This window comes from Enterococcus sp. AZ194 (assembly GCF_051713825.1).
Lineage (GTDB): Bacteria > Bacillota > Bacilli > Lactobacillales > Enterococcaceae > Enterococcus_K.
Genome location: NZ_JBIOQR010000001.1, coordinates 3108425 through 3122076, shown reverse-complemented (window position 1 = coordinate 3122076; position 13652 = coordinate 3108425). Strand labels below are relative to the sequence as shown.

The 13652-nt window shown below is 36.5% G+C and carries 14 protein-coding genes; 11 read left to right on the top strand and 3 right to left on the bottom strand.

The genetic code is table 11. The features are described from left to right. Nucleotides 1-26 precede the first annotated feature (26 nt). Both IGI37_RS14625 and IGI37_RS14620 read right to left on the bottom strand, forming a co-directional pair. The gene (locus IGI37_RS14625; RefSeq protein WP_438762800.1) at nt 27-989 is read right to left on the bottom strand and encodes a 1-phosphofructokinase family hexose kinase; all 963 of its coding nucleotides are present in this window, start codon (nt 987-989) and stop codon (nt 27-29) included. Beyond that, on the bottom strand, nt 986-1747 hold the full coding sequence (locus tag IGI37_RS14620) for a DeoR/GlpR family DNA-binding transcription regulator (RefSeq protein WP_438762799.1): 762 nt from the start codon (nt 1745-1747) through the stop codon (nt 986-988). The genes IGI37_RS14625 and IGI37_RS14620 overlap by 4 nt, the downstream gene beginning before the upstream one ends. 299 nt (nt 1748-2046) lie before the next feature. On the opposite strand from IGI37_RS14620, the gene IGI37_RS14615 reads away from it, so the two are divergent. From IGI37_RS14615 to IGI37_RS14595, 5 genes are read left to right on the top strand one after another with little or no spacing between them, the layout of a single operon-like run. Beyond that, on the top strand, nt 2047-2505 hold the full coding sequence (locus IGI37_RS14615; RefSeq protein WP_438762798.1) for a PTS sugar transporter subunit IIA: 459 nt from the start codon (nt 2047-2049) through the stop codon (nt 2503-2505). 12 nt (nt 2506-2517) lie between these two features. Beyond that, nucleotides 2518-2817: a PTS sugar transporter subunit IIB gene (locus tag IGI37_RS14610; protein ID WP_438762797.1), complete on the top strand. Its 300-nt coding sequence runs from the start codon at nt 2518-2520 to the stop codon at nt 2815-2817. 34 nt (nt 2818-2851) lie between these two features. After that, complete coding sequence (locus IGI37_RS14605) at nt 2852-4216, top strand: PTS galactitol transporter subunit IIC (protein ID WP_438762796.1); 1365 nt, start codon at nt 2852-2854, stop codon at nt 4214-4216. A gap of 18 nt (nt 4217-4234) precedes the next feature. Further along, a complete protein-coding gene (locus tag IGI37_RS14600) occupies nt 4235-4510 on the top strand; it encodes a hypothetical protein (protein ID WP_438762795.1) in 276 nt (91 codons plus the stop codon). Between the two features lie 3 nt (nt 4511-4513). Continuing rightward, nucleotides 4514-5266, top strand: a complete 753-nt coding sequence (locus IGI37_RS14595) for a class II aldolase/adducin family protein (protein WP_438762794.1) — start codon at nt 4514-4516, stop codon at nt 5264-5266. A gap of 837 nt (nt 5267-6103) precedes the next feature. Here the strand turns inward: IGI37_RS14595 and IGI37_RS14590 are convergent. After that, the gene (locus IGI37_RS14590) at nt 6104-6916 is read right to left on the bottom strand and encodes an AraC family transcriptional regulator (protein ID WP_438762793.1); all 813 of its coding nucleotides are present in this window, start codon (nt 6914-6916) and stop codon (nt 6104-6106) included. A gap of 153 nt (nt 6917-7069) precedes the next feature. Here IGI37_RS14590 and IGI37_RS14585 point away from each other — a divergent pair, with 153 nt between their 5' ends. From IGI37_RS14585 to IGI37_RS14560, 6 genes are all read left to right on the top strand, one after another. Then, nucleotides 7070-8035, top strand: coding sequence for an alpha-L-fucosidase (locus tag IGI37_RS14585; RefSeq protein ID WP_438762792.1), 966 nt, complete (start codon nt 7070-7072; stop codon nt 8033-8035). Nucleotides 8036-8431: 396 nt separating this feature from the next. Next, nucleotides 8432-9001, top strand: a complete 570-nt coding sequence (locus IGI37_RS14580; protein WP_438762791.1) for a DUF5067 domain-containing protein — start codon at nt 8432-8434, stop codon at nt 8999-9001. Nucleotides 9002-9004: 3 nt separating this feature from the next. Next, complete coding sequence (locus IGI37_RS14575) at nt 9005-9625, top strand: hypothetical protein (RefSeq protein ID WP_438762790.1); 621 nt, start codon at nt 9005-9007, stop codon at nt 9623-9625. A gap of 762 nt (nt 9626-10387) precedes the next feature. Then, the gene (locus IGI37_RS14570; protein ID WP_438762789.1) at nt 10388-11632 is read left to right on the top strand and encodes a sugar ABC transporter substrate-binding protein; all 1245 of its coding nucleotides are present in this window, start codon (nt 10388-10390) and stop codon (nt 11630-11632) included. Nucleotides 11633-11903: 271 nt separating this feature from the next. Then, a complete protein-coding gene (locus tag IGI37_RS14565; protein WP_438762788.1) occupies nt 11904-12797 on the top strand; it encodes a carbohydrate ABC transporter permease in 894 nt (297 codons plus the stop codon). Nucleotides 12798-12810: 13 nt separating this feature from the next. Next, entirely contained in the window at nt 12811-13641 is an 831-nt protein-coding gene (locus tag IGI37_RS14560; RefSeq protein WP_438762787.1) for a carbohydrate ABC transporter permease, read from the top strand. Nucleotides 13642-13652 lie beyond the last annotated feature (11 nt).

Below are 13652 nucleotides of genomic sequence, written 5' to 3'. Positions count from 1 at the left end.
TTCGGTCACAACCTAGGGTCGCTAATTTATTGAGCATTTATAATCTCAGTCATGTGCACGTCTTCTTGAAGCTGTAGAACTGTTTTTAAATCAATCATCCCGTTCGTTTCAAATTGGGCATTTGACATTCCGCAGGCCATTGCATATTTGATTGCTTCTCGTACAGATAAGCCAATTCTTAATGCATGAGCCATTCCCCCAACCGTTGCATCACCGCAGCCTGTCGTATTCACCACATCAACTTTAGGGATAGTTACCTCATAGAAGGCTTGTTTGTATTTGACTAAGGCACCTTTTGAGCCGCGAGAAACCATGACGATATCAATCCCATCAAATAACTCTTTTTGCAAAGCGGTTATGAGGGTTTCTGTTGTTGTCAGTTCTTCATTTAATAGTTCATTCAATTCGTGTGTATTCGGTTTGATGAAAGTTGGTTTATTCTTTCTGTTAAGTAAAACGTTCTCAAGTTGATTTCCCGATATATCAAGAAGTAGCGGGAAGGTATGTCCAACCTTATCACGAATGAAGTCGACTAAATCACTGTAAAAGTTTTGATTATCTGAGTTGACGGATCCAGAAATACAAATGACATCAATTGAATAGTGGGTGAACAAACTTAACAAATAAGAGTAAAATCTTTTTTCTTCTTCCTTGGATAAGTATAGGCCTTTTTCAACCAATTCAGTATGTGTATCTGTATCGTGCATGATAGTGACAGCATTACGTGAGTTTCCCTCTATCATTGAAAATTCTAAATCATATAGATTCTCTTTTTTTAAGATATTTAGAATCGCTCGCCCGTTAGGACCGCCCAAAACGCCAGTCAGTATTAAGGGGCTTCCAGAAAGTGCAGCAACTCGCCCGGCATTAATTCCTTTTCCTCCAATTGAAACGGCAGGATTTTCCACGCGGTTGACCTTTCCAAGCTGTAGCTCATCTGTAAAATAGTTGTAATCCATCGAAGGATTTAAAGTGATTGTTAAAATCAAGCAAGCTCCTCCTTAAGAATATGAACATATTCGCTATAATGTTCAAACGTATTATTTGATACTTTGTTGTCGGTAATTAAGTAATCGCTATCAGTCAAATGTTGAAATGTATAGACATCTGAACGATTAAACTTAGAACTATCCGCGACAATACATTTACAACGAGCGTGTTTAAAGGCGACTCGCTGAATAGCACCTTCAACTGAATTTGCTGTCGTTACATTGTTTTCGTAAATGCCATTTGTTGCAGCAAAGGCAATATCTATATTCAAATTTTCAAAACTTTTTTCTGCATTTTCTCCATAAAATTCCTCTGTTCGTCGTGAGAACTCTCCCCCAGTTAAAAGTACTCGGTAGGTTGTGTTATAAATCAGATAATTAAAAGCTAGTAAGCTATTTGTCACGATAAATAGATTTTCCTTTTTAATTTCAGGTAAAGCATAGAGCATCGTTGTTCCAGCGCTTATATATATAGTGGAATTATCTTTAATCAAGCTATTCATTACAGTTCCAATGTATTGTTTTTCACTCACGTTTGAGTGAATCTTTTCATTGGTAGATAGTTCTTGGTCAATCCGTTCAAGTTTTTGTGCGCCACCATATAGTTTGACTAGCATTTTTTTTTCGGCTAGTTCAGTAATATCTCTTCTGACGGTCATATCTGAGACGTCCAATTGTTTTGAAATCTCAGGGATAGACATGAAATCGTTGTGAGCGACTAATTCTAAAATCTTTTCTTGACGTTCTTTTTTTAGCAAAGAGTTCAACTCCTTAGTTATATAGTCTGTTACTGGATAAATCGTACATACCTATTTTTACCACTAAGAAGAGTAAAATGCAAGAAGAGAATGTTAATCTTTGTTAATTGTTGTTAATTTCGAATCTTGAAGTAAAGCAGATTTTGATAGGTTTATTTATAGAAGAGAAAATACTATTTGAAAAAAATAAAAAAGAAAGCGTTGGCAATTATTCTTTTTGAGTTTATATTAACATTGTAAAACAAAAAGTAACATAATTTAACAAAAACTAACTGAAACGTTCAAAAAGGAGGGCGTAAATGGATTTCAAAAAAATGTTGCATAAAGAATTGATTGATTTAATGATTGAAGGAGGGCAAGTAGAAGAAGTTTTCGGAACAGTGGCAAGTCATTTAAAGAAATTAAATTTTGTCAATGAAGGGTATAACGCGGGAATTTTAATTAGAGAACAAAAGTTTCCGACCGGTCTAATTACCCAGTATTTAAATATTGGGTTACCACACTCTGATCCTGAGTATGTGGAGCAGCCATTCATCTTCATTGCTAGATTAAAGCGACCAATTACTATGAAACAGATGGGTGATAGTCAAGAAATGAGTGTTTCCAACTTATTTTTTCTAGGAATTAAAGAACCAACAGAGCAAGTTGGGCTACTACAAGCATTTATGAATTTATTTATGGATGAAAACTTTGTTACCCAGTTTGTATCCTTAACAAAACCAGAAGACATTTATCAATTATTTGTCGAACATATTTAGGAGGAAGAAGAAATGAAGAACAGATTAATTGTTGCATGCGGAAGTGGCGTGGCTACAAGTCAAACGATTGCCAGTAAAATTGCCAGTATGTTTGAAGAGGATGGCATTGATTTTCCGGTAGAAGCTGTAGATTATAAATCAATTCAAAGCGAATTGCCTTCAACAGGTATCTACGTTTTTGTGGCACAACCTGATGAAGAAGTCTTAGAAAAAGCAGAAGAGCTAGGTGTTAAGGTATTTCCAGGAATTCCTTTCTTAACAGGGATGGGCAGTGCAGAAATTTATGAAGAGATAAAGGAATTAGTTGAATAGACACAAATTAACTAGGTAGAGAGAAGGAAAAATTATGGAAATCTTTCAGGATATTATCAATTATATCTTAGGGTTAGGGTCAGCAATTTTTGTTCCGTTAATTATTTTGATTCTGGGATTAGTTGCTGGAATGAAACTTAAAAAAGCTTTTATGTCGGCAATCACTCTAGGAATTGCCTTTACAGGTATGTCAATGGTTATTGGATTTATGTCAAATGCAGTGAGTCCTGCATCAGAAGCGTTGGCGAAAAACACAGGAATTAATTTACCTGCGCTAGATTTGGGATGGACAGGAGCTGCCAGTATCACTTGGTCATGGTCGTACGCCTTTGTATTTTTTGCAGTGGTCTTAGGTGTGAACTTTGTTATGTTGATGCTGAATTGGACGAAAACATTGAACGTCGACATGTGGAATGTTTGGGGGAAAGCACTAACTGCTTATCTTGTGTACTTTATTAGTGGAAGCTTACTTGCTGGATTTGTTACCGCAGTTGTACAAGTTATCTTAGAACTTAAAATGGGTGATATGTTCCAACGTCATATCGAGGATTTAACAGGGATTCCCTTAGTGACTGTCACACATTTGATGAACATTTCTGCCGTTCTTTTATTACCATTTAATGCGATTATGGATAAAATTCCATTCTTAAATAAACGTGCAGATACTAAAGCTCTGAAGAAAAAGATTGGTATTTTCTCAGAAAACTCTGTGATGGGCTTTATTATTGGTCTAGCGCTTGGATTGGCTGCTGCATATGGTGTTTCAAAATCGCTTAATTTAGCCATCCAAATTGCAACGGCAATGGCCTTGTTCCCTATGATTTCGAAAATGTTTATGCAGTCATTATCTCCATTAGCAGATGCTATGTCTGAAATGATGAAAAAAAGATTTAAAGACCGAGAAGTCTATATTGGTTTAGATTGGCCTGTGTTGGCAGGACGATCTGAGGTTTGGGTAACAGCAATTTTGCTTGTTCCTGTATTCATTGGTTATGCGATTATTTTACCAGGAAATGCCGTTCTTCCTTTGGCTGGCATTATTAATTATTCGATTGCAGTAGGTGGGTTACTTTTAACTGGTGGAAACCTAGCTCGCATGTTGATTTTAGGGGTCATTTCAATGCCAATTTATCTATATGGCGCTACTTATTTAACACCTGTATTAACTGGATTAGCAGAAAAAACAGGTGCGGTTGAAGGAATTGACAAGGGGCAACAAATCACTTGGTCATCTATTGAGGGGCCGGAATTCCGAATTTTGTTTGCAGAGGCATTTAAAGGGAACTTTTTAGCGATTGCTGGTGCTGTAGTCTTCATCGGATTATTTATTTGGTTGTACAAATATATGTCAAAAGCCCAAGTTCCAAGTAAACGATATGAAGAGCTAGAAGGAAAATAGGAAAGAAGGACAAGAAATATGGGGAAAAGTGCTCAAAAGGAAAAAATAAAGTGGTTGGCCATTTTGTTTCTTGCAGTAGGCTGTTTTGTCCTTGCCCTTACTACGCAACAAGTGCTTTTTAATTTGATTACGATTCTTTTAGCAATAGTAGTTTACCGATTTGGGCAGCCGATTCTGTTTAAAGAATACGATGAAAAAAGAAAGAAAAAGTATGAAGAAGCAATCAAGATTAGACAAGCCGCACAGGAAGCAGTTGTTAGCAAAAAAGTTTTTAAAAATAAAAAGGTGGGTTAACAAATGTCAGATGGACGTATGATATTCGAAAGAGAAAGAGAAGATTTAGCAAAGATTGTTCATTTAATTTTTACTAGAAAAAACACAAATGTTGCAGGAGGGAATTTCTCGTTTAAGACGGTAGATGAGTCAGGGAACGAGTTCATTATTATGACACCAACGATGATGTCAGAAGCGTATTTGGGCGAATTGTCTGCCGCGCAAATTCTTGTTGTAGAACCTCATACACGGAAAATTATCGATGGTGTTGGGAAGCTCACTCGTGAGATTAACCTTCATGAAGCGGTTTATGATACAAATCCAGAAATTAAAGCTGTGTTACATGCACATGCACCAAACGCGATGTTTTGGGCAACTTCTGGTTTAGACATGCCAAACTTAACTGAAGCAACACAGAAAGTAGGCTATGTACCAGTGTTGGGCTTTGAACCAAACTGCTCGCCAGAATTGGCTGAGTTGGTAAGCCAGTATATCAAAGAGGAGGAGCTAGCGATTCCTCACATGTTACTGTTAAACAGCCACGGTGTATTAATCAATGCTTCTGGATCGACTGGGATTGAAGCGATTCATAAAGCGTTACAAATTTTGGATACGACAGAATGGAATGCAGAGATTGCTTATAAACAAACAATCTTCCAATCATTGGGATTATTGGATGGTTATTATTCAAAAGGTCAAAAAGTTGGCGATTTAGAAGACTTGAAAAAACATGTACCTATCTACAACAAAGAAGAAATATTTGCTGGTGGAGATTAAAAGGATGATTGGTGTGGGTATATTTTATCAAAGCTCTTAAAAATCTCATTAAAAGGCTACTGAAAAAGTTATCCTGTGGTAAATTTAAACCTGTTTCCAAAAAGGGCAACATTGAGAGGAAAATAAGGCCAGGATGTAACTTTATCAGTTATGTCCTAGCCTCTCTTTATCCGAATAAACGGTAGGTACAGAAAAAGCAACTCATACTAAGCATGTAAACTAACACTATTAATAAAAAAATCGTCTCATCCGTTCAAAAAAATTAGACAAAAAGAGGACATGGATGTTCCAGTGACTTCAAAATAAAAACGAACCTGTGGGAGCAGAGCTAGTTTTGCTCTTGCAGGTTCGTTTTAGAATACTCTTTTTTACTTATATGTATAACTTTTAGAATAATAAATCCCTATTGGCTTTCTAGCCGTTGGAGTCGTTGAAAGCCCATTTATAGCCTTACTTCTATATTTATGAGTTTGAAAAATTGGCTCCGCAGACATCGTTACTATTTTTACATTTTTTTGTTGCCCTCACTTTCAACCTTGTAACTACCGGAATATGTTACTGGATAGCTGTTAGTTAGACTAAATCCGACGTCCAAAATAATCTGTCCCAACTTAAGTCCCGCTTATGCAGAAATGGTTGCACTTATAGATGTAGTATACGCTAATCCAATAGTCGTTCCAGGATTTCCTGCAACTTTATTAATTACCGACCCATAAGTGTCCCCTCTTTTTTTGCAAGCATTTTCTCGGTCTTGGTATTTTACACTCCTACTTTAAATAAATTTACTACGTAATTTGATCAATAAGCAAACATAAGCACTATTAGTAGTAGCTAATTTCAATTGGTTTCAGCAGATTTTTGATTGCCTTTGTTCAAACGTTCTGTAGAAATCTTCAAATAGTCTCTAGGTGTCATATTGAAGGCTTTCTTAAACTGATTGTTATACGTTCGAACGCTAGGAAACCCTGCGTGGATAGCGATGTCTGCGATGGGCAAATCAGTCGTTTGTAGAAGATCCAGTGAGTAGCTTAGGCGCAGACCATTAACATATTTTTGGAAGGGAGTCCCTAAATGGTCAGAGATAAAATGGGACAGATAAGAATAGTCGTATCCCAGAGCTTTGGCACTACTGAGTAAGGTGATTTCTTCTTTATAGTGTCGACCGATATAATCAATAATCTTTGTCAAAAGTTCATCATTTTTTTGAGCGGTAGTTGTCCAGGTGACTTGCTCATAAAAATAACCACATAACAGCAATAAAAAACCACGTGTTTTGAAAGGATTCTTAAATAGCTGTTCCAAGGTTTGTTTGTCGTAAGTTTGCAATTCTTTATAAGAAAATTTAGGCGTCTGTGGAAACCGACCAGTGATTGATTTCAAAAAAGGTGAAATCCAGTTAGGTGAAAAAATAAATGCATAGTACGTACAATCTTCAGAGCTATTGTAGCCATGAGGTTGATTGGATAAAAAGAACACAGCCTCGCCAGCAGACAATAAGAGGGTCTCGTCTAGCTGCAGAACCTCCAATTGTCCTTTTGTAACATAGACCACCTCAATTAGCTGATGGTGGTGCAGAGGGTAGCTAAATTGCTGAAATTGGATAAATTCAAAATAGTCTTCTGAGTCAAAGTGCTCAATCTGATATCTCATGCTTGCCCTTTCTAAAACCACATATTTTTTCCAAATCGTCACATATCTTTACTACATTGCCTTAGTGAAATTTGTTACACTCAATAAATAAAAGCGGTGTCATTTCGTTTTTTATAGCACTAGTATACTATTTTATAATTGAGGTGTATAGGAATGAAAAAAGATTTAGTAACCTTACAAAAAGAATTTGTAAACTTGAGAAATGGTGCGTTTATCCATTTTAATAGCGCGACGCAACAATTTTGCGATTCAGATGTGCATGATTGGGACTATGGAATTACCGATAAGAATGATAAGAATCGACATGTTTTTGATCCGCAAACGTGGAATCCCAATCAATTGAATTGTGCACAGTGGGCAAAAGTCGCAAAGGATGGCCAAGCCAAGTTTGCGGCATTAACGGCAAAACACCATGAAGGATTTACGCTATGGGCAACAAAAACAACGGAACATAGCATTCACAATGGGACGTTTAAAGTGGATGTTGTCAAAGAATATTTACACGCGTTTCGAGAAGCGGGTATCCTAGCGGGACTGTATTTTTCAATCTTGGATTTACATCACGGAATCACTGAGACGAGTTGTACGAAAGAGGATGTGCAGTTTATCAAGGCACAAATTAAAGAGTTGTTAACAAACTATGGCGAAATTCCTTTTTTAATTATCGATGGCTGGAATGCTCCTTGGGGCGGTCCGCGCTTTTCTGACTTACCTTTTTCAGAGATTGACTCGTTTGTCAAAAAAATTCAACCCAATTGTTTGGTAATGAATATCGGTAGTGGAGAAGATATTCAATCAACAGATATTGTCTTTTATGAAAACGCGGCTGGTGAAGAGGCTGAGGATGATTTCGTTGGGCCAGGTGCTAGCTGTAATATCTACACAAAGACTTGGTTTTGGAAAGAGGGTTATCAAACCGAAACACTTAAGCCAGCAGCATGGGCTGTTGAAAAAGTGGAAGAGTGTAATGCGAAGAACATTAGCTTTTTGATGAACATCTCTCCTAATAAATACGGCACAGTTGATGATAACTTGGCGCAACGGTTTCATGAATTTGGCGAGCTGTATAAAGAGTGTGCACCTTTAGAGGAACTACCTGAAGGCTGGTTGTATCGTTAATCGAAATACATGGATAAGAGGGTGGGATAGAACTTTACAAGTTTTATGTCCCACCCTCTTTTTATCCAAATAAACGGTGGGGACAGAAGAAACCCCATCTTCACTGCGCAAAAAGACTCCGATCTCATCAATTTCTAAAGGTGAAACACCTTAAGAATTGAAGGACGTTGTTCCGCTCTCAACAACTTCTACGCATGAGACATGCTAGAGTTGAAGGTCTGCACTTCGCCCCACCAATTTCTAAAGGTGGAGCACCTTTAGAACTGATGGACTGCGTTCCGCTATCATCAACTTCTAAAAACGATTGATTCTTTGGGGAGATAAATTTTTAATATACTAAATGTTATTTATAAGATATAGTAGAGATATATTTTTTGGATAATATAGGAGGAGAAAATGAAAAAATGGAATAGTTTTGCAATGCTAGGTGTTCTTTTATTAAGCCTTAGTGGGTGTGGCTTATTAAGCGGAGCCTTTCGAGAAGGCGTTGAAAATGCGAAGAAAGGAACGGAGAATACTAGCTATGAACAGATTGAAGAAGACCAAATAAAGGAAGAGTTTAAAGAAAGAGTACTGACAACCAATAAGTATAAAATTGAAATTGAGTCAGCGGAAGTGGCTCCAGACTATGATAAAAAAGGACAGATTGTGGTATTAAGCTATTCTTTTACTAATAATAGTGAAGATTTGCTCGTTCCAGAGCGATGCTTTTCTGGATCGTTTGGTTTAACTCAGGAGTTAGAGGATACGATAGAAGATTTAGCTCCAGCTTACGTATCGTATGACTCTGGTTTCTCTAAATTAAAAGAAAAAAGTCTGGCGAAGGTGAAACCAGGAAAAACAATTACAACTGTAGCTAGTTATAAGCTGAAAGAGGAGACAGATTCGGTATTAGTGACAGCTTATAGCACAAAAAATACATTAGTTATTGGTGAAGAAGTGATAGAAATGCGTAAAAAGGAGTAGCCTATGAAGAAAAATAAATTACTTATCGGTTTATCAATAGTATTTATTATTGGTATTAGCTTTGGTTGGTATTATTATAAAAAGAATATAGAGAATCATTTTGTTGGGTTGTGGGAAAATAAATCAAACCCTAGTCTTGAGCAAACAATGGACATCGCAAAAGATATGCAAATTGTAATAAGTATAACTAGTGAAATAAAGGATTTTTGTGAGGATCGCATGACTTTAACCTATCAAGGTGACTTAGCATCGCCAGATAAGTTTGTATTTGGAATTGAAGATGCTACTCGTTATGAATTAGAATACATTCTTTCTGATAAGTTGGTTGAAGAGGGCGAAGCAATTGGATTAATGCGTTCTTTCGTTGATTCAGTGATTAGACCTCATTTGACGGATGAGGAGATGGAGAAGTATTTACATATTAAGGATGGAACATTGAATTTAGTAATTGAAGAGCCAAAAATTATAAAAAAGATGTTGAATATTTCAACAGAAAATAAAGAGGATACTGATAATAAGCTTTGGGCGCAGTTAATTTTAAAGAATGGAATCAACGAGTTCGAGCATTTTTATTCGTCAGGTGAAAAAGCCCAAGGAACCTATAAACGTATAGAAAAAAAGTAGGTTTTGTGCGAAAATTTAAACTAAATATACTAAGATCAGTGGGAGCGTGGGATAGTAGCCAGCTCCTACTCTTTTTTTATCCTAGAATCCAATCAGTGGCGTTTCCTAAGTAACCTGACACTATGGCGGGGTCTCAGCAGACGCTCAAATTCCATACTTTTACTTTTTTTGGAATTTTTGCCTATTGCTAGAACAAGCTTTTCAAATGCCGTGTACTCTTTATCGTGATTTTTATAGCGTTCTTTTCTAGTCCAAACGAAAGAGGTAAGTGAGTGGTTATCTCAGAAAAATTTATTTGTTTGAATAAATTAGTAAGAGTATTTATCGTCGAGTGATTGCTGCTCACTGAATAGCAAGGTTTATATGCTGAAAACTCTGTCGCTACAGGAGTTTGAATGGTATCACTACCTATTGCATTAATTGAGCGCCCAATTTCTTTGACTGCAGGTTTTAATTAAATTTACTGATTGATAGAGTTCAGGATTTCTATATCATCAATCTCCTTATTTTGTAGAATACAGCAAATCATCAACCGGTTGTTTTTGTCGGAGAAAAGGTTCCTTTTAAGTGAAACGTTTCTAAAGAGTGGTACGTTATATGTATTTATTTTTAGTATATAAATTATTTTAATAAAAAAACACTTGAAACACGGACTTTATCAAAGCGGAATAAAAAAATGGAAAACGCTTTACAAAATTAATCGTAAATTGTATACTAATTTTTGTAGAAACGTTTCACTAAAAATGTTTGGAGGAATAAGAAATGAAACTATCGAAAAAAATCGCTTTGATGGGGTTGACTACTGTACTAGCATTAGGAGGGTTGGCAGCCTGTGGGTCAAACAAAGACTCAGCAAAAGAGGATAAAGTTTTAAATATCTGGGGCATGGGTGATGAAGTCAAACAATTATCGAAAATGACAGATAAATTTACTGATGAAACAGGAATTGAAGTGAAAATTCAATCAATTCCTTGGTCTAACGCACATGACAAGTTGTTAACAGCAGTTGCTTCAAAGAGTGGTCCTGATGTTCTTCAAATGGGAACAACTTGGATGCCAGAATTTCAAGAGGCGGGTGCACTAACAGATATGACCCCATATATTGAAAAATATGACACGATGAAAGCAGATAATTTTTATGAAGGTTCTGTAGAAACGACACAATTTGATGGCAAATCTTACGGGATTCCATGGGCGGCTGAGACACGCGTATTATTCTATCGGACAGACGTTTTAGCCTCAGTGGGCTATAAAGAAGCGCCTAAAACATGGGAAGAGCTTGAAGATGCATCGAAAAAACTAGCTGAACGTGGCGATGACAAGTACGGAATTAACATTGACTCTAAAGAACAAACATTAGGATTTATGTTTGCTCGTCAAAATGGTTCACCACTTATGTCTGATGGAAAACCAGAGTTTAATAAACCAGAATTTGTTGATGCAGTCTCTTATTTGAACAATTTTATTCAAAAAGGTTATGCACCAAAACAAGACCTTGGATTAGATGTGAGCCAAACATTTTCTGGGGATGATGCGATGGTTCCAATGTTCATCAGTGGTCCTTGGATGGCAAAAGCTGTCAAAGATACAGTTCCAGATGTTGAAGGAAAATGGGCAATTGCACCGTTACCAAGTAAAGAAAATAACACATCATCTATGGGTGGTTCTAACTTAACTATTTTTGAATACTCTAAGAAAAAAGATGATGCAGCAAAATTCATTGATTTTATGTCTAAACCAGAAAATCAGTTAGAATGGATGCACTTAACAGACGCGTTACCAACTGTTAAAGAAACATGGGAAAACAAAGAATTAAAAGATGATCCAATCTACAGTGTGTTTAATGAACAATTGAATAACTCAGAACCAATGCCTCTTATTCCTGAGTTTGAAGAAATCGCACAAAACTATTTGAAACATTTTGAAAAAATCTACTTAGGTGGAGAAGATGTTCAAACTGAAATGGATTCATTCAATGAAGAAACAGAAGCTTTAGTAAGCAAATAATGAAATGAAGGGGAGCGGTTGGGACATAACTTACAAAGTTATGTCCTAGCCTCTCTTTATTCGAATAAACGGTGGGTACAGAAGCAACTCCATCTTCACGTTGTTCCGCTCTCAACAACTTCTACGCATGAGACATGCTAGAGTTGAAGGTTCGGAAATAAGCTGAAATTCACAAAAATTTGAAGAACAATTTCCGTGAATTCCTTCTTATTTCTCGGAGTTAAACACTTCTGTCCCAACCTCGTTATCTATTAGAAAGGAAGTTAAGAAATTGAGAAAAAGCAAAAATCCAAAAGCACCGTATTTCTTTATTGCACCGGCATTAATCTTATTATTACTTTTTTCAATTATTCCGATATTCGTTGCTTTTTTTATTAGTTTTACAGATATGAGTCTAGTGGGTTTGGCAGATTGGTCCAAGATTAAATTTGTTGCATTTGAGAATTATCAGGGCATTCTGACGGATCCGGTATTTTTGAAGAGTATAACGAATACCGTTTTTTATGTTGTTTTAGGTGTACCAACCGTCATTGTGATGTCTTTAGGTTTGGCGTTGATGATTAATTTCGGTAAAAATAAATTGTTTTCAGCTTTCCGTATGATTTTTTATACGCCAGCAATAACAAACGTCGTGGCAGTTGCCGTTGTTTTCAGCTATTTATATAACCCAAGCTTTGGCTTTTTAAATTATCTACTGTCCTTCTTGCATATTCCTGCTATTCCATGGTTGACAGACCCGACAGTTGCAAAAGTTTCCTTAATTATTTTGGGCGTTTGGCGAGCGGTAGGAACGAATATGTTAATCTTTTTAGCTGCCATTCAAGGGATTCCCAAAGAATTATATGAAGCAGCCTCTTTGGACGGTGCCTCAAAGAAAGCACAGATATTCTATATCACGATTCCGTCCCTTCGTTTTTCAACTTTTTTTGTTACGGTGACGACTCTAATTGGTTGGCTTCAATTTTTCGAAGAACCATTCGTCATGACAAATGGTGGACCATTAGATAGTACAACCTCTGTAGCCTTATTTATCTATAGAAATGGGTTCCAGTTCAGCAAGTTTGGTTATGCAGCAGCCGGCTCATTTATTTTATTTGCAGCTATCATTATTGTCACTTTATTCCAATTCAGAATGCAAAAACGCAATTCTGAAAATCAACTGTAAAGGTGTGACTAATATGAATAAAGAACTTAAAAGTAATTCGCGTGCTAAATTTGCTATGGGGGTCATTTTAGCAATTGGTGCAATTATCTGGATGCTCCCATTTATTTGGATGCTCCTTTCCTCTTTAAAAACGGATATGGAAATTATGGAGTTTCCACCTAAAATTTTCCCGGCAAAGGCAAATTGGGATAATTTTGTTCAATTATTTAATGCTTTTGATTTTACGACGTATCTAAGAAATACACTAATCGTCGTGGCGTTCTCTTTTTTAGGAATGCTCTTTAACGCAATGGCAGGTTTTGGTTTTGCTAAATATCAGTTCAAAGGAAGAGAACCTTTGTTTTATTTGGTTCTTGCAACAATGATGATTCCAGGGCAAGTAACGATGATTCCAGTGTATTTGATTATGAACTCTATGCAGCTGACAAACACAATGCCAGGGATTATTCTGCCAGGCTTAGTTGGTGCGTATGGTATCTTCTTGTTCCGTCAGTTCATGTCTGCTATCTCAAATGAATTATTAGAGGCAGCTAGATTGGATGGGGCAAGCGAATGGTTTATCTTTACAAGAATTATTTTGCCAATTTCAAAACCAGTTCTGGCTGTTCAAGGAATCGCAACCTTCATTGGTGGTTGGAATTCATTCCTATGGCCGTTAATTATGGCAAATGACGAAAAATATTACACCTTATCTGTTGGATTACAGCTGTTAAAAGGCCAATATGCCAATAACTATGCCTTACAAATGGCCGGATCAGCATTTATGGTGGTACCAATCATAATTATCTTTATGTTCCTACAAAAATATATTCTGGATGGCTACAATGTTTCTGGAAATAAATAGAGGTGTAACTA

Excerpts from the sequence above, each read along its gene's own strand:
- IGI37_RS14615 (WP_438762798.1), top strand. The coding sequence starts at position 2,047 with ATGGATTTCAAAAAAATGTTGCATAAAGAATTGATTGATTTAATGATT.
- IGI37_RS14610 (WP_438762797.1), top strand. The coding sequence starts at position 2,518 with ATGAAGAACAGATTAATTGTTGCATGCGGAAGTGGCGTGGCTACAAGT.
- IGI37_RS14605 (WP_438762796.1), top strand. The coding sequence starts at position 2,852 with ATGGAAATCTTTCAGGATATTATCAATTATATCTTAGGGTTAGGGTCA.
- IGI37_RS14600 (WP_438762795.1), top strand. The coding sequence starts at position 4,235 with ATGGGGAAAAGTGCTCAAAAGGAAAAAATAAAGTGGTTGGCCATTTTG.
- IGI37_RS14595 (WP_438762794.1), top strand. The coding sequence starts at position 4,514 with ATGTCAGATGGACGTATGATATTCGAAAGAGAAAGAGAAGATTTAGCA.
- IGI37_RS14590 (WP_438762793.1), bottom strand. The coding sequence starts at position 6,916 with ATGAGATATCAGATTGAGCACTTTGACTCAGAAGACTATTTTGAATTT.
- IGI37_RS14585 (WP_438762792.1), top strand. The coding sequence starts at position 7,070 with ATGAAAAAAGATTTAGTAACCTTACAAAAAGAATTTGTAAACTTGAGA.
- IGI37_RS14580 (WP_438762791.1), top strand. The coding sequence starts at position 8,432 with ATGAAAAAATGGAATAGTTTTGCAATGCTAGGTGTTCTTTTATTAAGC.
- IGI37_RS14575 (WP_438762790.1), top strand. The coding sequence starts at position 9,005 with ATGAAGAAAAATAAATTACTTATCGGTTTATCAATAGTATTTATTATT.
- IGI37_RS14570 (WP_438762789.1), top strand. The coding sequence starts at position 10,388 with ATGAAACTATCGAAAAAAATCGCTTTGATGGGGTTGACTACTGTACTA.
- IGI37_RS14560 (WP_438762787.1), top strand. The coding sequence starts at position 12,811 with ATGAATAAAGAACTTAAAAGTAATTCGCGTGCTAAATTTGCTATGGGG.